The organism is Massilia sp. DJPM01 (genome assembly GCF_030348125.1).
Lineage (GTDB): Bacteria > Pseudomonadota > Gammaproteobacteria > Burkholderiales > Burkholderiaceae_D > Telluria_A > Telluria_A frigida.
Map to the genome: position 1 here is coordinate 155,793 of NZ_JAQOZV010000003.1, position 23,257 is coordinate 179,049.

Below are 23,257 nucleotides of genomic sequence, written 5' to 3' on the forward strand. Positions count from 1 at the left end.
GTTATTTTGTCGTGAGCGCAGGCTTCCGATGCGCGCCAGTCGCGCTGCATTGGCATTGGACCCGGCGGTTTGAGTTCGTGAATCGGGTGGTGCCGGTCGCAGATGACCCGCCTCATCGTCGTGCTGGCGCCGGCCGAACATCGATCCCGACGAGCCGCCGGCCGGTGAACCATCGTCGTGTTTCGTCAGGCTCTTTCTGCTGGCTATCTGGATGTTGCTTCGGGCCAGGCATGCACGGCGACACGCCAAGGTAATAGCAAAAAACCCCGCCATCACGAAGATGCACGGGGTTTCTTGTTCTTTGGCGGCGCCGCTGTCCGGCGCCGTTTCCGCAGCGACTTAGACGTTGAACAGGAAGTTCAGCACATCGCCATCCTTGACCACGTATTCCTTGCCTTCGGCGCGCATCTTGCCCACTTCCTTGGCGCCGGCTTCACCCTTGTAGGCGACAAAATCATCGTAGGCAATGGTTTGCGCGCGGATGAAGCCGCGCTCGAAGTCGGTGTGAATCACGCCGGCCGCTTGCGGCGCGGTATCGCCCACGTGGATGGTCCAGGCGCGCACTTCCTTCACGCCGGCGGTGAAGTAGGTCTGCAGGCCGAGCAGCTTGTAGGCGGCGCGGATCAGGCGGTCGAGGCCTGGCTCTTGCATACCCATGTCGGCCAGGAAAGCACCCTTGTCGGCATCGTCGAGGTCGGCGATTTCGGACTCGATGGCGGCGCAGATGGCCACGATCGGCGCATTCTGCGCCTTGGCGTAGGCGGTCAACTGGTCCAGCAGCGGGTTGTTGGTGAAGCCCGTGTCGGACACATTGGCCACGTACATGGCCGGCTTGGCGGTGATCAGGCACAGTGGCTTGATCAGCAGCATTTCCTCGGCATCCAGGCCCATCGCGCGCACCGGCTTGGCATCGTTCAGGAACGGCATCATGCGTTCCATCAGCGCGACCAGCTTGGCGGCATCCTTGTCGCCGGAACGGGCTTTCTTGCTCTCGCGGTGGATGGCTTTTTCGACGGTGCCCATGTCGGCCAGCGCCAGCTCGGTCTGGATGACTTCGATGTCGTCCAGCGGGCTGATCTTGCCGGCCACGTGGATCACATTGTCGTCCTCGAAGCAGCGCACCACGTTGACGATGGCATCGGTTTCGCGGATGTGCGACAGGAACTGGTTGCCCAGGCCCTCGCCCTTCGACGCGCCGGCGACCAGGCCGGCGATGTCGACGAATTCGACGATGGCATTGACCATGCGTTCCGGCTTGACGATGGCGGCCAGCGCATCCATGCGCGGGTCCGGCACTTCGACCACGCCGACGTTCGGCTCGATCGTGCAGAACGGATAGTTTTCGGCCGGAATGCCGGCCTTGGTCAGCGCGTTGAAGAGGGTGGACTTGCCGACGTTAGGCAGGCCGACGATGCCGCATTGGAGACTCATGGGAAGACTTTCTGGTTCGATGGACGAGGGGCGCTCAAACAGGCAAGCCCCGAAACCCCATATTGTAACCTTGGACGGGGCCGGGGGCCGCAAAAACCGGGTGTGGCGGAGCCACGCCCGGGCGCGAGCCTGTCAGGATGGCAACAGGGCGGCAATCTCGGCGTCCAGCTGGGCGACCGTGTCGACCACCCGGTAAGCGCCGTCGAACGGGTAACCGCGCATGAGGCGGTGGCGCAGGACGATGCATGCGATGCCGGCAGCACGCGCTGCCTGCAGGCCGCGCGGCGAGTCTTCGACCGCCACGCAGTCGGCAGCGGCCACGCCGAGCTTGTCGAGACCTGCCAAGTACGGCTCGGGCGAGGGTTTGCTGTGCCGGTAATCGTCGGCGGTTAATGCAAAGCGGAAATGGCGCATCAGGTCCAGGCCGGCGTGGATGATGTCGAAATCGGCGCGCCGGGAGCTGGTGACCACGCCCATCGGTACGCGCGCGGCACTGCGGCTGAGCACGGAGTCGATGTGCGGCATGGCCAGGCCGTTTTCGCTGCACAGGCGCGCGCTGTAGCGGCGCTTGCGTTCATCGCGGCGCTCGCCGATCTGGTCCGCGGTCGCGCCGCAGGCCGCCATCAGGTGCCAGGCGCCAATGTTATCGGCAAGGAAGCAGGCAAAAAAATCCGCTTCGCTCAGCGCAATCTGATGTTCGAGGAAGAGCTCGCGGTTGACCGCGTAAAACAGATGCTCGGTATCGACCAGCACGCCATCGTTATCCCACAAGATGCCCTTGATCATGCTGCCTTTCAGAAAGCCTGGATGCGCGACAGGTCGGGTTGAGCGACAAACGCGGCGAACTCGTCGCGCAGGCGCTGTCCCTGCCCGATCGCCTGCTGCCAGTGGCGGATGCGCGCGTCGTGGTCGAGCCCGTAAAAGGTGAAATCCTTGCGGTCGGGCAGTTTGCCGCGTGGCAGGGTGCTGAGGAAATGCGCGGTCGGGGCGACCAGCAGCACGTTGTCGAGCCAGCCGCGCTGGGCGCCGCGCGCCATGCGCCGCCACGGCATCGCCTTGTCCAGCCAGCCGGGCACGATGTGCTCGCTAAAGTGCGGGTACAGCACGATTTCGCCCGGCGCCAGGTTCGAGTAGGGCAGCGCCAGGTGATAGTCGATCAGGCCGCCATCCCAGTAGGCGCCGGGCGGGGCGCCGGCAATCGTGCGCACCGGCGGCATCAGCATGGGCAGGGTGCCCGAGGCCAGCAGGGCGTCGGCCAGATTGGCGCTGTCGAGGGTGGCGAAATGGGTGGTGAAGCTGTCGAAGCCGGCTGGCATCCAGCTTGGCGCGCCGCGCGCATCGCTGACGACGACCCGTTCGGCCACCCGGCCCAGGCTGGCGCGCGAGGCCAGGTTGAGCAGCGCGGCGGCGGCAAAGCCAGTCGCTTCGGCGCGCCGGTGGGCTGGCTCGGCCAGCGCGCGCCGCCCTCGCGCCGCGATCACATGCAGGCGGTGGTGAGGGTGAGCGATCACTTGCGCCTCGTGGCCGCCGACCAGTTCGTGCAGGAGCGTGCGGCAGACAGCGTTGATTTCCTGCGGCGATGGCTTGGCGGTGTAGCGCTGGCCGCAATACAGCTCGCCCAAACGGGCCAGCGCGGCGACCGGATCGGCCTGGCAAGCGGCGGCCATGCGCCAGGCGCCGATCGATGCGCCGATCAGCGCGCGTTCGCGCGGGGATTGCGGGAACCAGTCGCCAAACAGCCATTGGTCGAGCGACTGGAAGATCAGGCCCTTGGGGCCGCCGGCGGCGGCGGGAACGACGGCGATGTCGCGCGCGCGCAGGCCATGCTGGCGGATATGGGCCAGCGCGTGCGGGCCGGCGTGGAAGGAAAGTGCGTGCATGGCGCAATTATGGCGACAAGAGCACGCTCGCAGCAAGTCCTATCCAAGGAACTGGTCACGCGATATCGCGATGCATTACAAACTACCTTACTGTGAAAATTCGTTCCAGAACTTAACAGCTTGTCATGACCCGACTATCTATTTTCAAGCCGCACGTGGCCATCCCGCCTCATGCCGCTCGATAACCACACCGCGGGCGAAGTAGCCGCCGTCCCACAATTCGAACTGCACGCCCGGCTGCACGACGTCGTGGAACAGATCAGGCGCAATGACGACGCACCGGACGAGGACGGTATCGCAGGCCCGAAATGTGTTCGCCTTGTCGACCCACATTCCGACCGTGTTGAGGCCGTCCACGCCATCCATTCGCATCGGTAAGCGCCGGTGCAAGCCCGAGCCTTCATCGAACCCGAAGCTGTGGCGGCGTTCAGGACCATGCCCGGCGAAATGAAATGTCAGTTCGGCAGTAAATTGCGGTATTGGCGGCATGATGCGACTCCCTGGTGTTCATGTTTTGCAAGGTGGACAGCCACCGGGGTAGCCACCGGGGTAGCCACCGGGGCACGATTGCGGCAAGTCAAATCCGGAAGCATGAGCCTGCGTAACATGGGCCGCTGATGCCTCATCCGGAGCCTTTCATGCCCACTTGCCTCGCCGCAGTATTGAGCGCCCTCCTCCTTATTGTCAACGCCAGCGCCACCACCACTGCCGATACCGGCACCGATCCCTCGATGGTGGTCGACAAATACATCCAGCACTTCGTGGTCGATACCGACGGCAGCTACCGCCTCACGGTCGACAACGTCAAGACCATCGTCCTGCAGCGCGCGCTGCAGGCGCACAGCCAGTACTACATCAGCTACAACACCAGCCTCGACGAGATCAGCGAAGTCGAGGCTTACACCGTCAAAGCGGACGGCCGCCGCATTCCGGTGCCGCCGGAGCAGGTCAAGGACCAGCAGGAGCCGGCCTCGGGCGACGCCCCGATGTTCCAGGATACGCGCCTGAAAATCGTCGTGTTTTCCGACGTCGCGGTGGGCGACAAGGTGGCGGTGCACTACGTCCTCAGGCGCAAGACCGCCTTGTTTCCCGGGCATTTCGAGGACTTGTCCTCGTCCCAGTTTTACTCCAGCAAGCAGTTTCACCTGATTTACGACATGCCGGCCTCGATGCTGCTGTATGCCGACGCGACAGGCTTCGTGCCGGTGCCGGCAAGCAGCGCGCCCGGGCGCCAGGTCTACCAGTGGCAATACGTCAACGGGCCGAACCGGCGCATCGAGTCGGAATCGGTCAGCTATCTCGATTACGGCAAGCGGCTGGCGGTATCCACCTTCCCCAACTACGCCGCTTTTGCACGCGCTTATCACGCGCGCGCGCAGGTGCAGGCGGCAGCCAGCCCGGCGATCGGCGCGCTGGCGCGGGAAGTGACGGCCGGCCTGGACACCCCGCGCGCGCAAGCGCTGGCCCTGTCCGAATGGGTGCGCCGCAACATCCGCTACGTGGCCGTGTACACCGGCGCCGGCGGCGTGGTGCCGCATGCGGCCGCCACGGTGCTGGGCAACCGCTACGGCGACTGCAAGGACCACGCGATCCTGCTCGAAGCGCTGCTGGCGGCGGCCGGCATCGACAGCAGCGCGGCCCTGATCAACAGCGGCAATGCCTACCGCCTGCCGGACGCGCCCACCCTGGGCATCTTCAACCACGTGATCACCTACATTCCCGCGCTCGACCTGTACCTCGATTCGACCTCGGATGCGGTCGCCGCCGGCTATCTGCCGCCGGCCGCGCTCGGAAAGCCGGTGTTGCTGGCCAAGACAGGCAAGCTGGCGCAGACGCCATCCATGCAGGCGGAGATGAACCGGACGCTGGCGCGCTTCGAGGTGTTCAGGAATGGCCGTGGCAGTTTCAAGGTGGTGCGCACGGCCGGCGGCGCCATTGCCGAGCCGTACCGCCAGGCGGTGCGCGACACGGCCCCCGCCGAGCGCGACCTGTTCGTCGAGCGCACGCTGCAAGCCCTGGGCCAGCACGGCGATGGCAAGTTCGATGCCGGCCTGCTCGACGGCGCGGGCGACGAGTACCGCATGGGCTTTGCCGGCGTGAGCGACAATTTCGCCGACTTGCCGGGGCCGACCGGGGTGGCGACCAGCTTCAATTTCTGGGGTGGAGTGAGCGAGTCCATCGCCAGCATGGCGCAGGAAAAAACCCGCACCCAAGACTTCATGTGTCCGGGGATCGATGCCGCCGACGAGACGGCGATCGCGTTCGCGCCCGGCATCCGCATCATGGCGCTGCCCAAAGCGCTGGCGCTGGGCGGCGCCGGCCTGTCCTACCAGGCCAGTTACGCGCGCCGCGCCAATACGGTGCTGGTGCGGCGCAGCGTGCGCTTCCGCCATGCCGGCATGATTTGCACGCCGGCCGACTACGTGCGCATGCGTCCGCTGCTCGAACGCATGATGCGCGACCTCAAGAGCCAGATCATCGTCAAGGCCGGCTAAAACACGGCTTCAGGCGGTATGCAGCTGCATCGTCGCGATATCGAACTTGCCTTCCACCGCCAGCGGCAGGATGCGCAAGCTCTTGTCGATGGCTTCCTCGATCAGGATCTGTTCTTCCTTGCGCGGCCGGTGCAGCACGAAGTCCGCCACCGGCTGCTGCGAGCCGAGCGTGCGCGGATGGCCGATGCCGAGCCGCAAGCGCCAATAATCCTGGGTGCCGAGCGCTGCGGTGATGTCTTTCAGGCCGTTGTGCCCGCCGCTGGAACCGCCCTTCTTCATCTTGACCGCGCCGGGCGCCAGGTCGAGTTCGTCGTGCACGACCAGCACTTCATCGGGATTGATCTTGTAAAAGCGCGCCAGGCCGCCCACCGATTGCCCGGAGCGGTTCATATAGGTTTGCGGTTCGAGCAAAAATACTTCGTGGCCGGCCACCGCGGTCTTCGCCACGAAGGCGTTAAAGCGCGTCTCGCGCTGCAAGCGGCAGCCGGGCAGGCTGTTGGCGAGCTGCTCGACCAGCCAGAAACCGGCATTGTGGCGGGTCTGTTCGTACTCGGGGCCGGGGTTGCCGAGGCCGACGATCAGGCGAATGGGCATGGTGTTCTAAATTATCAAAATGGAGTGCAAGGATAACAGACGATAAAAAACCCGCTGGGCGCAAGGCCAAGCGGGTTTTTCTCCAACACGCCGCTCGCGCGGCGCGCGAATGATTACTTCTTTTTGCCTTTGGCAGCTGGAGCGGCAGGCGCCGCTTCAGCGGTAGCAGCAGCGTCAGCGGCAACGTGGCCAGCTGGCACGGCAGCGGTAGCAACGGTTGGGTTCTTGCCGTGGGTGATCGCGACCACGCCTTTTGGCAAGGCCAGGTCAGCAACGTGGATCGAATGGCCAACGTCGATGTTGGTCAGGTCAACGGTGATGAATTCCGGCAGATCGGTTGCCAGGCACGACACTTCCAACTCTTGCAGCACGTGCGAGATGATGGCGCCGTGCAGTTTGACTGCTGGCGATACGTCGGCGTTCACGAAGTGCAGGGCGATTTTCTTGTGCAGCTTGCTGTTGGCATCGACGCGCTGGAAGTCAGCGTGCAGGACCAATTGCTTAAATGCGTGCATCTGGAAGTCGCGCAGCAGCACTGGCTGGGTCTTGCCGTCGATTTCCATTTCCAGGATCGAACCGTGGAACGCTTCTTTTTTCAGTGCGTGGTACAGAGCGTTGCCGTCCAGTTGGATCATGACAGGGGCTTCGGCGCCACCGTAGATGATACCTGGGGTTTGACCAGCGATACGCAGGCGGCGGCTCGCTCCGGACCCCTGCAGATTGCGATTGAATGCGATAACTTTCATGTGAAACTCCAAAATGTGCGGGGCTTGATCGCCCTGCGGTGTGAGCACCCCCGCGACCAGGGGCACTCGAAAACGGCCACGCTAGCGTGTCCGGAAAAATTGGTACTGAAATAAATTTCAGGGTGGCAAGGCGGGAGCTGAGCCCCCGCCTTGCCACCCTGCGAATCGGGTATTTCTATGGACTGGCTTAGTCGATAAACAGCGACATCACGGAATCGCCCTTGCTGATGCGCTTGAACGTTTCAGCGAGCAGCGGTGCGCAGGTCAGCTGGCGGATCTTGTCGCAAGCCAGGCCGGCGGCCGACAGGGGAATCGTGTCGGTGACAACCAGTTCGTCCAGCGGCGAGGCCGAAATGCGGTCGATCGCAGGACCCGACAGTACCGGGTGGGTGCAATACGCCACCACTTTCTTGGCGCCGCGCTCTTTCAGCACTTCGGCAGCCTTGGTCAGGGTGCCGGCGGTGTCGACCATGTCATCCATGATGACGCAGTTACGGCCTTCGACTTCACCGATGATGTTCATCACTTCCGACACGTTCGCCTTCGGGCGGCGCTTGTCGATGATGGCCAGGTCGCAGCCGAGGCGTTTTGCCAGGGCACGTGCGCGCACCACGCCGCCGACGTCCGGGGACACCACCAGCAGATCGTCGTAATTGCGTTTTTGCAGGTCGCCCAGCAAGATCGGGGACGCGTAAATATTGTCAACCGGGATATCGAAGAAGCCCTGGATCTGGTCTGCGTGCAGATCCATGATCAGGACGCGCTCGACGCCGGCTTTTTCCAGCATATTGGCCACCACCTTGGCCGAGATGGCCACGCGCGCCGAACGCGGACGGCGGTCCTGGCGGGCATAACCAAAATACGGGATGGCGGCGGTGATGCGGCCAGCGGACGCGCGCTTCAGGGCGTCGACCATCAGGATGATTTCCATCAGGCTGTCGTTGGTCGGTGCGCAGGTCGATTGCAGGACAAAAACGTCTTTACCGCGGACATTCTCGTTAATTTCGACCATCACTTCGCCATCCGAGAACTTGGAGACGACTGCTTTGCCGAGAGGGATGCCCAGATTCTTTGCGACCCCTTCTGCCAGCGCAGGGTTAGCGTTGCCGGTAAAAACCATCAGGTTTTCGTAAGCCATGGGAGTCCCAAGAGGTAAGCGTTGATTTCTTTGAATGTCGCCGGACAGAACCGGCCGGCTGACGCTAAGCTAACAAGTGACTCGCGAGAGCGAGGCCACCGAGTCCGCCTGCTGGACGCTGACTTCGCATCGACAGACCAGGCAAAACGAATGGCAGGGGAACAAGGATTCGAACCTTGGTATGCTGGAATCAAAATCCAGTGCCTTAACCAGCTTGGCGATTCCCCTACGCAACTTACTGCTTGTCGTCACACTTGACATTTTATCGTCAAACACAACGCCAGGCCAAATTCTATTCTATAACCGCACTAACTTGCAACACCGTGTTGAAAGGATGATGCATCAGCGCTTTAGCTTTCCATGCTTTCCAGATGCCGGGCACTTGTTGAAGTACCGCGCCGACTTCCGCTTCGCTGGAAAACGCGCAAAATACACACGCTCCTGAGCCAGTCATCCTGGCATCACCGTGAGCCGAGAGCCAGTCGATCGCCTGTGCTACCGGCGGGAACAAACTCACTGCCACTGCTTGCAAATCATTTCTTCCGAACCCAGTTGAATCTGTTCGATTCATGGTGTGCCTGGAAAAGTCCGCTATTCTGACGGGTTCCGTGTCCCTTGTCAAATTTTCTGAGCAAAATATTGCTGCAGTGGGTACCGCGACCCCTGGTTCGATGACCAGATACCAGCAATCGGGGGCGTCCACCGGCTGCAAAGCCTCGCCCACGCCTTCGGCAAACGCAGTCTGGCCGAAGATAAAAAACGGAATGTCGGCGCCCAGCGGCAGGGCCAGCGCCATCAGTTCTTCGCGCGAAAAACCGGCCTCCCACAAGGCGTTGGCGGCCATCAGGGCGGTGGCCGCGTCCGAGGAGCCGCCACCGAGCCCGCCACCCATCGGCAGGCGCTTGTCGATGGCCACGTCGATCCCGGGCGGCAGGCGGCCGTGGCGGCGCTTGTAGGCCGCTTGCAGCAGCAGCAGCGCGCGCACGATCAGGTCGCCCTGCTCCGGCACGCCCGGCACGTCGATGGTCCGCACGATGCGTTCATCGGCGCGCAGGTCGAAGTGCAGCAGGTCGCCATGGTCCACCATCTGGAACACGGTTTGCAGCAGGTGGTAGCCGTCGGCGCGGCGTCCGTTCACGTGCAGGAACAGATTGAGCTTGGCCGGGGCCGGGCAGTCATGCAGGCGGGTAGCGCGCATATCAGCCCTGCGGGTCGATCACGATGCGGATTTCCATCGCTTCCACGGTGGCGCTGGCCGCGCGCGCGACGTCGATGCGCTTGGGCAGCGGCTTGGCCGCGTCCGGATCTTGCCAGCTCACGTAGGTCAGGCGCCAGCCATCGGCCGTGGTGACCGTGTTGGCGGCCGGCGAGGCGGCAAAGCGCTGGCCGTCGGCGCCGGTGGCGTAGCCTTGCAGCCAGTCGCGCAAGCCCGACACGGGCAGCGACCAGCCCAGCGTCTGCGCGGTCAGGGTATCGATGTCGCGCGCCACGCGCGGCGCGCGGTCGCCCTGGGTCAGGGTGGCAGCGTCGGGCGTGACGCTGATGGTGGCGATGGTCTGGCCCAGCGGCGACGCCAGGCTGACGTTGACCGCGGCCGGGGTCTGGTTCCAGCTGAACTTGCCGGTCAGGGTCTCGGTCTGGCCGTCTTTTTGGTAGTTCACGGTCAGCCGGCCGTTCAGCTCGATGGCTTCGCGGTAGGCGGCCACATTGGCCTTCGACAGGTAGGCCGGCGTGACGCAGGCGGACAGCAGCGCGGCGCAAGCCAGGGCAAGGAAGCGGGTTTTAGTTCTGAGCATCATGGGCAATCCGACAGCGTAAAGGAGATGCGCCGCATTATGACCCATTGCAGCGCGGCCTGGCGCGGCCCGGCCAGCGAGGCCCGGCCAGCGAGGCCCGGCCAGGCGCCGCCGATCACAGCTTGAGTTGCAGGCGCGCGAGCGTGCTCTTGAGCGTGTCGTTCTTGGGGTCCCTGGCGCGCGCTTCGCGCCACAGCTGCTGGGCATCGGATTTCAAGCCCTTTTGCCACAGCACTTCACCCAGGTGCACGGCGATTTCGACATCGTCGCGCAGGGCGTAGGCGCGGCGCAGGTGGGCCTCGGCTTCGTTCAGGTTGCCCAGGCGGTACTGGACCCAGCCCATGCTATCCATGATGAAGGGGTCGGCCGGGGCCATTTTCAGGGCCTTGTCGATCAGGGCCAGCGCTTCGTCCAGGCGCACGTTGCGCTCGGCCAGCGAGTAGCCCAGCGCATTGTAGGCGTGGTGGTTGTCGGGCGCCTGCTGCATCACCAGGCGCAGGTTTTTTTCCATCACGTCAACGCGCCCGAGTTTTTCGGCCAGCAGCGCGAAGTCGTACAGCAAATCGGGATTGGCTGGAAAGCGCGCCGCGCCCTGCTCCATCACCGCGTAGGCCTGCTCGATCTTGCCGGCGTCGCGCAGCACCTGGCTGTGCACCAGCACCACTTGCACCTGCTGGGCGGGTTCCTCGGCCTTGAGAGCGGCCAGGAAGGCCTGGGCGCCATCCAGGTCGCCCTGCCTGCCCATCAGCTGGGCGCTGCGCAGCTGCGCCGAAAACCAGGTCGGCGCGTCTTCCTGTTCGATTTTTCCCAGCCAGGCGCGCGCGGCGGCGAAGTCGCCCCGCTCTTCGGCCAGCTGCGAGAGCATGATCAGCACCTTGGCCGGGTCGCGCTCGTCGCCGGGGTTCTTGTCGAGTGCCGTGATGAAGCCGGACAGATAGGTTTCGGCCGCGGCCGGGTCGGCCAGCTGCATCGACAGGATGCCGAGCGCGTACAGGGTGCCCGGATTGTCGGGCTGCTCCTTGAGCAGGGCCAGGAATTGCTTGCGCGCCGGCTCGTACTGCTTTTGCGTGACGAGGATGCGGGCGTAGGCCGCGCGCACTTCGCGCGCACCCGGATTGGCGGCCACGAATGTGGCCAGCAAGGGAGCGACGTCGCCCTGCTCGCCGCTGACCTGGGCCAGGGTCAGTACGGCGATGTCGGAATCGGGCTTGAGGCGCAGCGCTTCCTGCGCATGGGCCAGCGCTTCCGCGTTGGCGCCGCGCGCGTAGGCCGACTGCGCCAGCACCACGCGCGCTTCGCTGGTCGCGGTGTACGGCGCCAGCAAGCGTTCGAGCAGCGCGCCGGCGGCGGCCTTGTCCTTGGCGCGGGTGAGCAGTTGCTGGATCTGGTACATGGCCATGCCGCGGTTGGCGGGCGCGGCGTCGCGCAGGCGCGCGGCGAACAGCGCCTCCGCCTCGCCCAGGTCGTCGGCCATGACCGAGGCGGCGATGTAATACTGGCCCGCTTCGTCGGAATCGGGCGCCAGTTCGCGCCACAGGCGGATCGCGGCCAGCGCTTCGCCGCCCTTCTGGGCCGCCTGGGCCATTTCGGCGGCACGCTGCGCCAGGCGCGGGTCGCGCGTCTGCTGGGCCATGCCCATCAGGGTCATGTACGGGCCCTGCCAGGCGCCGCCGCGAAATTCCAGCTCGGCCTTCATCAGCTTGTAGAGCATGTCCTTGGTGAGCGCCACGTGCGGCAGCTTGAGGTCCGGCGATGGCTCGTCCGGCGCGGACGCGCGTTCGCCTTCGGCCAGCACCTCGGCGGCCGCTGGCAGGGGTTCGGACGCAGTGGCGGGCACGGGCGCGGGAGCGTCCGCCAGGGCGGGGGCGTGAGGCGTTGGCGCCACGGCGCACGCCGACAGCAGTCCGGACAGGGTTACAATGACGAAAGCGTTTTTCAAGGGGGTTCCAGAATGACAGCGATTATGTCCGATTCTACGCCCAACGCCCGCTTCGCGTACGGGGCCGCACCCTCACTCACATGAATTTTTCTATCCGACATGCCTGAACTGCCCGAAGTCGAAGTCACCCGCCGCGGCGTCGCACCGCATATCGATGGCCGCATCGTCGATAGCGTGTTGATGCGCAGGGAAGGATTGCGCTGGCCGTTTCCGCCGGGCTTGTCCGATTTGCTGGCCGGGCAGCGCATCCTGCACACGGGACGGCGCGGCAAATACTTGCTCATCGCCTTCGATCATGGCACCCTGATCATCCACCTGGGCATGTCCGGCCACTTGCGCGTGTTGCCGCTGGACACTGAAGTGAAAAAACACGACCACTTCGACCTGGTCGTCGAGGGCGATGCCGGCCCCCAGGTGCTGCGCATGAACGATCCGCGCCGCTTCGGCGCGGTGCTGTGGCACCCCGGCGATGATGGCGAACTGGACCAGCACATCCTGCTGCGCGGCCTGGGCGTGGAACCGCTGGAAGCCGGCTTTTCGGGCGAATTGCTGTACCGCGCAACGCGCAAGCGCTCGGCGCCGATCAAGCAAGTGCTGCTGGCCGGCGATATCGTGGTGGGCGTGGGCAATATCTACGCTTGCGAGAGCCTGTTTCGGGCAGGAATCAACCCGAAAACGCCGGCCGCGCGCATCGGCCGGGAACGCTACAACCGGCTGGCCGAGGCGATCCGCCTTATCCTGTCTGAGGCTATTGTGCAAGGGGGCAGCACTTTACGTGACTTTATTGCAGTAAATGGGCAATCGGGCTATTTCCAACAGACATATTTCGTCTATGATCGTGCTGGAGTGCCTTGCCGCAACTGTGGGGCAGAGATTCGTCAGATCAAGCAGGGACAGCGGTCGACTTTTTATTGTGTAAATTGTCAAAAATGACAATCGAGCAGGATTCGCAAGAACCTGTACGCGAGGGCAATGTGAGCATAATGGTGCAAGATTTTGAGCAGTACAGCGCATGGCGTCAAGACGTGGCCATGGCGCTGGAAAAGTATCAGATGTGGGTCAACGCGGCCGAACTGGCTGACGCGGCAACGGAGCAGCGCATTGCGCGCGCGCTGGCGCGCCTGGCCGACGACCGGCTGTCGGTGGCCTTCGTGGCGGAGTTTTCGCGCGGCAAATCCGAACTGATCAACGCGATTTTCTTTGCCGATTACGGCCAGCGCATCTTGCCGTCCGCGGCCGGCCGCACCACCATGTGCCCGACCGAGCTGATGTACGACCCGGCCTTCCCGCCGTGCATCCGCCTGCTGCCGATCGAAACGCGCGCCAGCAACCTGTCGACCAGCGATTACCGCGACGACCCGGCCGCCTGGACCGTGCTGCCGCTGGCGCTCGACGCCGGCGAGGAAATGCACGAGACCTTCAAGCAGGTCAGCATGACCAAGCATGTCAAGGTCGAGGAAGCCAAGCGCTACGGCCTGTTCGACGAGACCGACCCGGACGTTGCCGCCACCCTGGACGATAACGGCGAGATCGAAATTTCGCTGTGGCGCCACGCCATCATCAACTTCCCTCACCCGCTGCTGAAACAAGGCCTGGTCATTCTCGACACGCCTGGCCTGAACGCGATCGGCACCGAGCCGGAACTGACCCTGAACCTGATTCCGAACGCGCACGCGGTGCTGTTCATCCTGGCCGCCGAAACCGGCGTGACCAAGAGCGACATCGAAGTCTGGCGCACGCACATCGGCGCCGGCGCCGGACGCATCGTGGTCATGAACAAGATCGACGCGATGTGGGATGAGCTCAAGACCGAAGAGGAAAACGACGCCGAGATCGAACGCCAGCAAACCACCGTGGCGCACATGCTGGCCCTCGAACCACGCCAGGTGTTCCCGGTGTCGGCCCAAAAAGCCCTGGTCGGCAAGATCAACGGCGACATGGCGCTGCTCGAGAAAAGCCGCCTGGGCGCGCTGGAAGCGGCCCTGTTCAACGAACTGATTCCGGCCAAGCAGGACATCATCCGCAAGCAGCTCTCGGACGATCTCAATGCCGTGGTCGGGATCCAGCAGGCAACCATCGGCGCGCGCATCCGCGACATCGTCGAGCAGCTGCAGGAACTGAAAAGCCTGCGCGGCAAGAACCAGGGCGTGATCGCGCACATGATGCGCCGGGTCGAAGTCGAGAAGAAGGAATTCGACGGCAGCCTGTTCAAGCTGCAGGGCACGCGCGCCGTGTTCGCGCGCCTGTCCACGGAGCTGTACACCACGCTCGGCATGGACATCGTGCACAAGGAAATCGCCGCCGTGCGCGAAGCGATGGCCGCATCGCGCTTCGTCACCACCGGCATTCGCGGCCCGGTCAAGCACTTCTTCGACCAGGCGCGCGCCAATCTCGATCTGTCGAACCGCAAGATCGCCGAGATCAGCGAGATGATGGAAATGATGTACCGTAAATTCGCCGCCGAACATGGCCTGAGCCTGGCGGTGCCGATGACGCTTTCGCTCGACAAATACCGCAAGGAAGTCGACGCCATCGAAGAGGTCTACGTCAAGCAGTTCGGCACCACGACCTTGCTCATCACCAGCCGCGATGCCGTGATCGAGCGCTTTTTCGACTCGATCGCTTCGCGCGTGCGGCGCAGCTACCGCGCGGCCAACGGCGACGTGGAAGCGTGGCTGAAGGTGATCATGTCGCCGCTCGAAGCGCAGATCCGCCAGCACAAGGACCAGCTCAAGCACCGCCTGGCGTCGATCCAGCGCATCCACGATGCGACCGACAGCCTGGAAACCAAGATCGAATCGTTCGAGGCCAGCCAGTTCGCGCTGGAGAAGGTCAAGGCGCGTTTGAACGAGCTGGCCGGCAACGTCGAATCGGCCATGCAACGCAGCGCGGCGGCGGCACTCGAAGCGGCTGCGTGAAAAGACTGACCGAGTTCGGGCAGCTGGAAGACCCCTCGTTTTCCGCTGCCGTCATCGACTGGCAGAAGTCGCACGGGCGCCATGCCCTGCCGTGGCAGAACACGCGCGACGCTTACCGCATCTGGCTGTCCGAGATCATGCTGCAGCAAACGCAGGTGGCTGCGGTGCTGGCCTACTACGCGCGCTTCCTGGAGCGCTTCCCTACCCTGCACGACCTGGCGGCGGCACCATCGGAAGAGGTGATGGCGCAGTGGAGCGGTCTTGGCTACTACACGCGCGCGCGCAACCTGCATGCCTGCGCCAAACGCGTGGTCGACGAATACGGCGGCCTGTTCCCGATCGATCCGGCCCTGCTGGCCGATTTGCCCGGCATCGGCCGTTCGACGGCGGCGGCCATTTCCGCGTTCTCAAACGGCAGGCGCGCCGCGATCCTGGACGGTAACGTCAAGCGCGTGTTCGCGCGCGTATTCGGCATCGATGAATTCCCCGGTGTGAAAGCGGTCGAAGATGGCTTGTGGCGGCGCGCAGAAGCGCTGCTGCCGCTTGAGGGTATCGAATCGGGTATCGAATCGTATACGCAGGGCTTGATGGACCTCGGGGCGACGCTGTGCACGCGCAGCAAGCCCGATTGCCCGCGCTGCCCGCTGCGCGAGCGCTGCGTGGCCCACGCCACCGGACGCACGGCCGAACTGCCGGTGCGCAAACCGAAAAAGACCATTCCCGAAAAACAGGCTGCCTTGCTGCTGGTGATCGAGGGCGGCCAGGTGCTGCTCGAACAGCGCGCCCAGAGCGGCATCTGGGGCGGGCTGATGTCGCTGCCGGAAGTCGATGGCCATGCCGTGCGCGGCGCGCTCGGCATCGATGCGGTGGCACCCGTGGCCAGCGCCTTCGGCGAGGTGGAAGAGGTGTCGGCGCTGCTGCCGCTGGTGCACGTGTTCACGCACTACCGGCTGCACATCGCGCCGTTCCAGGTAGCGCTGTCGCGCCGCTCGCCACTGGCGGCGCCCTATCTGTGGTGGGACCTGGCGCGCATCGATAGCGCACCGCTGCCGGCGCCGGTCAAGAAGCTGCTGCTGGAGCTGTCCGCGCCGTCCCTGTTCTAGTTACAAATCGACTGATTACAAGTCGACTGGTTACAAGTCGTCGAGCGAGAAGATGCGCCGGTGTTCACGGATCGCGTAGCGGTCCGTCATGCCGGCGATGTAGTCGGCGATCTTGCGCGCCTGCCGCGTGGCGTCGCCCGTGCCGAGCTGGTAATCGGGCGGCAGCAGCACCGGTTCGGCCATGAAGGCGTCGAACAGTTCGCGCACGATGCGGCTCGCTTTCACGCGCATCCGGTTCACCTTGAAATGGCGATACAGGTTGGCGCGCAAGAAGCGCTTCAGTTCCGTCGCATCCTTGCGCATCGGGTCGGAAAAACGGATCAGCGGCCCGCTGGCGCGCACCGCGTCGGTGTCGGCCGGCGCGGCTTCGGCCAGCAGCACGCCGGATGTTTCGATCAGGTCGTCGGCCAGCACCGTGATCAGGCGGCGCAGCGTTTCATAGATGGCGCGCCGGCCCGACAAGCCCGGATACGCCTTCTGCACATCGTGCCAGCGGCGCGCAAAAAAGTCGACTTCCTCCAGCTGCGCGATCGTGATCAGGCCGGAGCGCAGGCCGTCGTCGATATCGTGGCTGTTGTAGGCGATTTCGTCGGCCAGGTTGGTCAGCTGCGCTTCCAGCGAGGGCTCGGTGCGGTCGATGAAGCGCTGCGCCACGGGGCCGAGCAGCTTGGCGTTGGCCAGCGAGCAGTGCTTGAGGATGCCCTCGCGCGTGTCGAACATCAGGTTCAGGCCGTCGAAGGCGCCGTAGTGCTCTTCGAGTTCGTCGACCACGCGCAGGCTTTGCAGATTGTGCTCGAAGCCGCCGTGGTCCTGCATGCATTCGTTGAGCACATCCTGGCCCACGTGGCCGAACGGCGTGTGGCCCAGGTCGTGCGCCAGCGCGAGCGCTTCGACCAGGTCTTCGTTCAGGCGCAGGTTGCGCGCCATCGAGCGCCCGACCTGGGCCACTTCCAGGCTGTGGGTGAGGCGCGTGCGGAACATGTCGCCCTCGTGATTGAGGAAGACCTGGGTCTTGTATTCGAGCCGGCGGAAGGCCGAGCAGTGAATGATGCGGTCGCGGTCGCGCTGGAACTGGCTGCGCGAGGCATGCGAGGTTTCGGCATGGCGCCGCCCGCGCGCCGTCTCCGAGTGCACGGCGTACGGGGCGAGGTGCTCTTCGGGATGCATGTCAGCCGACGCAGGCGGCCAGGGTGGCCAGCAATTGTTCGCGCGGGGCGCTGGTGATGTTCGGGCTGCCCAGCGGCTTGAGCAGGATGAACTTGATGGCGCCGCCTTCGTTCTTTTTGTCGACCTCCATCAGTTCCAGCCAGCGTTCGGTGCCGAGATCCGGTGCAACGGTGGGCAGGCCGGCGGCGGCCACCAATGCGCGCATGCGCGCCACGGTGGCCGCGTCGACCAGTCCCAGGCGGTGCGACAGGTCGGCCGCCATGACCATGCCGCAGCCGACCGCTTCGCCATGCAGCCAGGCGCCGTAGCCCATGCCCGCTTCGATCGCGTGGCCGAAGGTGTGGCCGAAGTTGAGGATGGCGCGCAGGCCGCCCTCGCGTTCATCCTGGCGCACCACGTCGGCCTTGATTTCGCAGGAACGCGAAATGGCGTGCGCCAGCGCCTGCTGGTCGCGCGCCATCAGCTTGCCGATGTTCGCTTCGATCCAGTCGAAAAATTCGGCGTCGATGATGGCGCCATGCTTGATCACTTCCGCCAGGCCGGCCGACAGTTCGCGCGGCGCCAGCGTCTCGAGGGAAGCGGTATCGGCCAGCACGGCGCGCGGCTGGTAAAAGGCGCCGATCATGTTCTTGCCGAGCGGGTGGTTGATGCCGGTCTTGCCGCCCACCGAGGAGTCGACCTGCGACAGCAGGGTGGTCGGCATCTGCACAAACGGGACGCCGCGCATGTAGCTGGCGGCGGCATACCCGGTCAGGTCGCCGATCACGCCGCCGCCCAGTGCCACCAGGGTGGTCTTGCGGTCGCATTTGTGCTCCAGCAGGGCGTCGAAGATGGTCATCAGGCTATCCCAGTTCTTGAACTGTTCGCCGTCGGGCAGGATGATTTCGAGCACGTCACGCCCGGCGGCGCGCAGCGGCGCGGCCACGCGCTCAAGGTACAGCGGGGCCACGGTGGTGTTGGTGACGATGGCGACCTTGTGGCCGGCGATATGGCGCTCGAGCAGCGCCGGATCGGACAGCAGGCCGGCACCGATGGTGATCGGGTAGCTGCGTTCGCCCAGGTCGACGTTGAGGAAAATCCGGGATTGTTCGTTGATTGATGCTTGCGATGGTTGCATATATGGCCCGCGCCCTGTTCTCGCGGCGGCTGGGCCGAGCGCGGACAGTTGCGTCAGAATAGTTTGGACCATCGATTGTACGTTAGGTCGGCCCGTGTCGATCACCAGGTCGGCAATCTCGCGGTACAGCGGCTCGCGCTGGGCCGTCAATTCTTCGAGTTTCTTGCGGGGGTCGGCCGTCTGCAGCAGGGGCCGGCTTTTGTCGTGGGTGGTGCGCAGCATGATGCTGCTGACGCTGGCGCGCAGGTAGACCACGCGGCCGCGTTGTTTCAGGAAGGCACGGCTGGCGGGGTCGAGCACGGCCCCGCCGCCGGTGGCGAGGACGATACCGTCCTGCGCCGTGAGGTCACGGATGACCTCGGCCTCACGGCGCCGAAAGCTCGCCTCGCCTTCGATTTCGAAAATCCACGGGATCGTGGCGCCGGTACGGGCCTCGATCTCGTGATCGGAATCGATAAAGCGTTTACCTAGCTTCCTGGCAAGGATGCGGCCGATCGTCGTCTTGCCCGCGCCCATCAGCCCTACCAGGAAGATATTTTCCGATTTCAATGATTACTTGGCCGGAACCGATTTGAACACCTGCGAGGCAACCGACTTGCCGCGTGGCGTCGTGGTGCGGATCACGAATTCACCATCGCTGCAGAGCTCATTGCGCTTGATGTTGACAGAGTGCTCCGTGCCGCCAATGCGGTTGGTCGCGGGAACCGCGCTAGGCGATGGCAGGCCCGGGGCAACCTTGTCGACGTCGCCCGTCCCAACCGTCGTGCTGCTTGGCAGCGGATTGTTGTTTTCATCGGCGACGCGGAAATACAAGCTCTGGTTCGTGCAACCAACGCCAGACAGGCCGACGATCTTGTACGGATCGCCGTCGGCAGAGGTCCAGTCGCGCAGGGTGCCGGTGGCCGGATCGAATACCTGGCGGGTGAAGGTCGGTACGTCGCCACTGAAGACGATCTCGGTTTCTTTCCAGATGTAGTTGATGCCCCACTGGCCGTTGCCCACCGTGGTGTAGACCGGATGGTTGTAAGGGAACGGCAAATCGGCGCGCGGCACATCGTACTTGCCGTCGAGCGTACTGCCTTTTGCCGGATTGCCCAGCACTACGTCAGCACTGCCGGCATCGAGGAAAGGATCGCCCTGGTCCGAATACGGCTCGCCAGAACCTAGTTTGCAGATGTCGACCAGCGGACGGTATGGGGTGCCCGGTTCGACCGGTTGCACCTGCTCGAAATTGGTGCAGCTGTACTGGCCGTCGCCATTGACGTCGGTAAAGTTTTCGATGCCCTGGACATACGCCAGTACGGTGACGCGGCCATTCTTGGGACGGAAGGCCTGGCTTTTCAGGTCGACCGTGCAACCGCCGCCCTTGGTGCGGCAACCGCCTTGTTCTGGCGATGCAATCGCGCCGCCTTCGGTGACCAGATTGACGGCGGTGTCGTCCGAAATCGGATTGCCGTACTGGTCGGCCAACATCACGGTGACTTTGGCGACCGAATTGTCATAGAACATGCCGTCGATATTGTAGCTGTCGGCGCTGAGCGACATCGATTTCTGGATCGGCAGGCCGGTCGAGATGATCAGGCTGTCCGACAGGCCATTGATGGTGGTGCCGTTGCGCGACGCTTGTGCAATCACGCGCACCGGCGTCGGAATGGTACCCGAGGCGACGGTGGTGGTGACGTTACCCTGGGCATCCGAGGTTGCCTTGCTTGGCTGGACAATCAGGCCACCGGTACTGGTGGTGGTCTTGAACGTCACGTCCACGCCCGGCAAGCCGATGCTGTTCTGGTCGAGCACGCGGAAAGTCAGGATGGCCGATTCCTTACGGCCCAAGCCGCCCGAACCGCGCAAGACGATCGAGCTGCCGTTCAAGTCCGAACCGACGAACTGGATGGTGCCGATATTGGCCTTGCCGACGTTGATCTTGATCGTCTGCGTGGTGGTGCCGAGCGTGACCGTGATGGTATCGGTAACGCGCAGGCAACCTTTGTTGGTGTAAGTGACCAGCTGCTTGCCGTCCGCCAGCGAGCCGAGGACCAGCGATGCGGTGCCGTCGCCGGCGCACAGGGAATTGATGGTCAGGCCAGGTACGCTGGTGGCGCCGACGCCGCCGGTGGTCACCGGAATGGTCAGCACGGCGGTACCGAACGCCGGCAGGATGTCGGTTTGCTCAGGCGTGAATCCGACCGTGCCCAGGGTCAGGGGAGCTGCGCCCACTTCCAGGTTGATATTCGCTTCCGCATTCTTGCCGCCGGCGACCACGGTGGCGCCGATCGTGACGGCACCGGCCGCCAGGACGCTGGCCGGCTTGACGGTAATGATCGCCACGCCCGACGCATTGGTCAGCGCGGAAGCCGACTCCGGTGTGAACTGGAGCAGCTTGTCGTCGGTCTTGAATTTGACGACCTCGTTGACGGCAACGCTGCCGTTGGCGTTGAGCACGGTGGCCTTGACCTGGCCGGTCTGGCCACCCGAGAGGGTGGTGATCGGCGTACCGGTGGAGTCCACCAGTTGCAGCGTCATTTTCGGCTCGGCCGGCACCGGCGGCGTCGTCGTGCCCGGCGTGGTGGTGCCCGGCGTGGTGGTGCCTGGGGTGGTGGTCGAGGAAGTCCCGCCCGGGGAGCCTCCGCCGCCGCCGCATGCGGCCAGGGCCGTGGCCATGGAAACGCAGGTCAGCAGGCGAACTGGGTTCGCGAAAGCGCGTTGTAAATAAGTGGGCAGCATGTTAAGTCCTGATTAAATGTATTCGGGTGTTAGCGCGTCGACAGACGGTCTGCGACGATTTTGGGGGTAATGAAGACCAGCAGTTCGGTCTTGTTGTTGGTACGCGAGGTTTTCTTGAACAGATAGCCCAGGACCGGCAGGTCGCCCAGTAACGGCACCTTCTGGACCTGGCTGCTTTCGGTTTGCTGGTAAATACCGCCCAGCACGACCGTACCGCCATTTTCGACCATCACCTTGGTTTGCACGTGCTGGGTGTTGATCGCAAAGCCGGCTCTGGTTTCTTCGCCCTTGGAATCCTTGTTGACGTTCACTTCCAGCACAACGTTGCCGTCAGGCGTGATCTGCGGTGTCACTTCCAGACGCAGATTGGCTTTTTTCCACTCGATCGAGGTGGCGCCGCTGCTGGTCGATTTTTCGTACGGCAGTTCGACACCCTGCTCGATCACGGCGACGTTCTTGTCTTCCGTCACCACACGCGGGCTGGAAATGATCTTGCCCTTGCCGTCCGCTTCGAGTGCCGACAGTTCCAGGTTCAGGAAGCGGTTGGCGGCAGCCGAGAACAGGCTGGCGGCCAGGGTAGCGGCCGGGTTGCCGCCGATGTTGGCGGCAGGCAGGTTCAGCATGGTGGTATTGTTGTAGCTATCGGGGGTATCCTTGACCTGGCCGGTGGTTTGACCGACACCGACCAGGTTGCCGCTGAGGGCGACGCGCTCGTTGCCGCGGTACGAATAGCCGGAATCGCCACCGCGAAAGGTACGCAGGTCGGCAAAGCCGATCTTGGCACCCAGGTTGCGGCTGAAGCCGTCGCTGGCTTCAACCAGGCGCGCTTCGATCAGCACCTGGCGCGAAGCGATGTCGGTCTTCTGGATCAGCTTGCGCAAATCGTCCAGCTTCGAGGCGATGTCGGTGATGAACAGCTGGTTGGTGCGCGGTTCGATCACGGCGCTGCCGCGCTTGGACAGGATGCGGGTGCGATTACCCTCGCTGTCGGGCATTGGCGTACCGTCGGCATTCAGGCCAAACACCATACGGAACGATTCCGCTTTCTGGTAGTTAAGCTGGAAAATTTCCGATTTGAGCGGCTCGAGATCGGCGATCTGGGCGCGCTGTTCGAGTTCCAGCTTTTCCTTGGTCAGCAGTTCATCTTTCGGTGCAATCCACAGCACCGAACCGTTCTTGCGCATGTCCAGGCCCTTGGCCTGCAGCACCACGTCCAGCGCGTGGTCCCATGGCACTTCTTTCAGGCGCAGGGTCAGGTTGCCGCTCACCGAATCGCTGGTGATGATGTTCAGGCCCGAGATGTCGGCGATCGCCTGCAGGGCGGCGCGCACTTCCACGTTCTGGAAGTTGAACGAGATTTTCTCGCCGCGGTAGCCCTGGGTACCCTGGGTCAGCTTGTTCGGGTCTTCCTTGATCGGCTTGACGTCGATGACCAGCTGGGTGTCGCTCTGGTACACGGTCTGTTCCCACAGGCCGCGCGCTTCCACCGTCATGCGCACATTGTCGCCCTGGGGCACGGTCGTGATCTGCGACACCGGGGTGCCGAAGTCGGTCACGTCGAGACGGCGGCGCAGGGTTTCCGGCAAGCCAGTTTTCATGAAATCGACCACCACCGTGTTGCCAACCTGGCGCACGTCGACCGCCACCTGGCTGTTCGGCAGGTCGACCACGACCCGGCCTTCGCCATTGGCGCCGCGGCGGAAGTCGAGGTCGCGCAGGACCTGGCGTTTGCCAGCCTGGTCCGACACGGCCGGCGCGGAGGAAGACGAAGCGCCGTTGAGCACCGGCTTGCCGACGCTGTCGACCGCTTGCGCCACGCCGCCGGAACCATCGATGGTGACGATGATCGACTTGCCGTCGATGGCGGTAGCGTAGTTGAGCGGACGCTTCAGGTTCAGCACCAGGCGCGTGCGTGAGCCGGCCTGGACCACGTTAATGCCGCGCACGTCGGCCAGGTTCACGTCCTGGGCCGTCTTGCCGGTGGCATTGACCGTGGCGCCGAAATCGAGGGCGATGCGGGTCGGATTGGTGATCGAAAAGCCGATCGGCAGTTTGGTCGGGGCGGTTTTCATCGCCACGTTCACCACCACGTTCGAGCCCTGCTGGTTGGCCGTGATCGATTCGATCGCGTTGTCTTGCGCCAGGGCGCTATTGGCGCCAAGGGCCAGAGCCAGTAATGCGCCCATGCGGATCACCGCGCCCATGAGGG

At 64.0% G+C, this 23,257-nt stretch carries 18 protein-coding genes and 1 tRNA gene; 4 read left to right on the forward strand and 15 right to left on the reverse strand.

Going from position 1 to position 23,257, the window contains the following annotated elements; genetic code table 11:
- Window positions 1-339: 339 nt before the first annotated feature.
- From ychF to PO883_RS03345, 4 genes are all read right to left on the reverse strand, one after another.
- A complete protein-coding gene (gene ychF, locus PO883_RS03330; protein WP_289308491.1) occupies window positions 340-1,431 on the reverse strand; it encodes a redox-regulated ATPase YchF in 1,092 nt (363 codons plus the stop codon).
- A gap of 132 nt (window positions 1,432-1,563) precedes the next feature.
- Window positions 1,564-2,217, reverse strand: coding sequence for an HAD family phosphatase (locus PO883_RS03335; RefSeq protein ID WP_289308492.1), 654 nt, complete (start codon window positions 2,215-2,217; stop codon window positions 1,564-1,566).
- Between the two features lie 8 nt (window positions 2,218-2,225).
- Window positions 2,226-3,311, reverse strand: a complete 1,086-nt coding sequence (locus PO883_RS03340) for a patatin-like phospholipase family protein (RefSeq protein ID WP_289308493.1) — start codon at window positions 3,309-3,311, stop codon at window positions 2,226-2,228.
- A gap of 144 nt (window positions 3,312-3,455) precedes the next feature.
- Entirely contained in the window at window positions 3,456-3,800 is a 345-nt protein-coding gene (locus tag PO883_RS03345; RefSeq protein ID WP_289308494.1) for a hypothetical protein, read from the reverse strand.
- 149 nt (window positions 3,801-3,949) lie between these two features.
- On the opposite strand from PO883_RS03345, the gene PO883_RS03350 reads away from it, so the two are divergent.
- Window positions 3,950-5,806, forward strand: coding sequence for a DUF3857 and transglutaminase domain-containing protein (locus tag PO883_RS03350; protein ID WP_289308495.1), 1,857 nt, complete (start codon window positions 3,950-3,952; stop codon window positions 5,804-5,806).
- A 9-nt stretch (window positions 5,807-5,815) separates the two neighbouring features.
- On the opposite strand, the gene pth is transcribed toward PO883_RS03350, so the two are convergent.
- The 7 genes from pth to PO883_RS03385 all read right to left on the reverse strand — a co-directional run bounded on the left by pth (window position 5,816) and on the right by PO883_RS03385 (window position 12,019).
- Window positions 5,816-6,400 carry an aminoacyl-tRNA hydrolase gene (pth, locus tag PO883_RS03355; RefSeq protein ID WP_289308496.1) on the reverse strand — a complete coding sequence of 195 codons (585 nt, stop codon included), beginning with the start codon at window positions 6,398-6,400 and terminating at the stop codon, window positions 5,816-5,818.
- 113 nt (window positions 6,401-6,513) lie between these two features.
- On the reverse strand, window positions 6,514-7,146 hold the full coding sequence (locus PO883_RS03360) for a 50S ribosomal protein L25/general stress protein Ctc (protein ID WP_289308497.1): 633 nt from the start codon (window positions 7,144-7,146) through the stop codon (window positions 6,514-6,516).
- Window positions 7,147-7,333: 187 nt separating this feature from the next.
- Window positions 7,334-8,284: a ribose-phosphate pyrophosphokinase gene (locus PO883_RS03365; RefSeq protein ID WP_054265879.1), complete on the reverse strand. Its 951-nt coding sequence runs from the start codon at window positions 8,282-8,284 to the stop codon at window positions 7,334-7,336.
- A gap of 151 nt (window positions 8,285-8,435) precedes the next feature.
- A tRNA-Gln gene (locus PO883_RS03370) sits at window positions 8,436-8,512 on the reverse strand.
- Between the two features lie 64 nt (window positions 8,513-8,576).
- A complete protein-coding gene (gene ispE / locus PO883_RS03375) occupies window positions 8,577-9,482 on the reverse strand; it encodes a 4-(cytidine 5'-diphospho)-2-C-methyl-D-erythritol kinase (protein WP_289308498.1) in 906 nt (301 codons plus the stop codon).
- 1 nt (window position 9,483) lies between these two features.
- Window positions 9,484-10,083, reverse strand: coding sequence for an outer membrane lipoprotein LolB (locus PO883_RS03380; RefSeq protein ID WP_289308499.1), 600 nt, complete (start codon window positions 10,081-10,083; stop codon window positions 9,484-9,486).
- 112 nt (window positions 10,084-10,195) lie between these two features.
- Window positions 10,196-12,019 carry a tetratricopeptide repeat protein gene (locus tag PO883_RS03385; RefSeq protein WP_289308500.1) on the reverse strand — a complete coding sequence of 608 codons (1,824 nt, stop codon included), beginning with the start codon at window positions 12,017-12,019 and terminating at the stop codon, window positions 10,196-10,198.
- A gap of 99 nt (window positions 12,020-12,118) precedes the next feature.
- On the opposite strand from PO883_RS03385, the gene mutM reads away from it, so the two are divergent.
- The 3 genes from mutM to mutY are packed head-to-tail and all read left to right on the forward strand — an operon-like array spanning window position 12,119 to window position 16,040.
- Entirely contained in the window at window positions 12,119-12,952 is an 834-nt protein-coding gene (gene mutM, locus PO883_RS03390; protein WP_289308501.1) for a bifunctional DNA-formamidopyrimidine glycosylase/DNA-(apurinic or apyrimidinic site) lyase, read from the forward strand.
- 50 nt (window positions 12,953-13,002) lie between these two features.
- On the forward strand, window positions 13,003-14,937 hold the full coding sequence (locus tag PO883_RS03395; RefSeq protein WP_167092075.1) for a dynamin family protein: 1,935 nt from the start codon (window positions 13,003-13,005) through the stop codon (window positions 14,935-14,937).
- Window positions 14,934-16,040, forward strand: a complete 1,107-nt coding sequence (gene mutY, locus PO883_RS03400) for an A/G-specific adenine glycosylase (RefSeq protein ID WP_289308502.1) — start codon at window positions 14,934-14,936, stop codon at window positions 16,038-16,040. Before PO883_RS03395 ends, mutY begins: the two co-directional genes overlap by 4 nt.
- 30 nt (window positions 16,041-16,070) lie before the next feature.
- Here mutY and PO883_RS03405 read toward each other — a convergent pair whose 3' ends face one another.
- The 4 genes from PO883_RS03405 to pilQ form a co-directional block, all read right to left on the reverse strand.
- Window positions 16,071-17,207, reverse strand: a complete 1,137-nt coding sequence (locus PO883_RS03405) for a deoxyguanosinetriphosphate triphosphohydrolase (protein ID WP_289308503.1) — start codon at window positions 17,205-17,207, stop codon at window positions 16,071-16,073.
- Between the two features lies 1 nt (window position 17,208).
- Complete coding sequence (gene aroKB, locus PO883_RS03410; protein ID WP_373890028.1) at window positions 17,209-18,840, reverse strand: bifunctional shikimate kinase/3-dehydroquinate synthase AroKB; 1,632 nt, start codon at window positions 18,838-18,840, stop codon at window positions 17,209-17,211.
- A gap of 36 nt (window positions 18,841-18,876) precedes the next feature.
- A complete protein-coding gene (locus tag PO883_RS03415; RefSeq protein WP_289308505.1) occupies window positions 18,877-20,985 on the reverse strand; it encodes an Ig-like domain-containing protein in 2,109 nt (702 codons plus the stop codon).
- Between the two features lie 92 nt (window positions 20,986-21,077).
- Window positions 21,078-23,234: a type IV pilus secretin PilQ gene (pilQ, locus tag PO883_RS03420; RefSeq protein WP_289308552.1), complete on the reverse strand. Its 2,157-nt coding sequence runs from the start codon at window positions 23,232-23,234 to the stop codon at window positions 21,078-21,080.
- Between the last annotated feature and the right edge of the window lie 23 nt (window positions 23,235-23,257).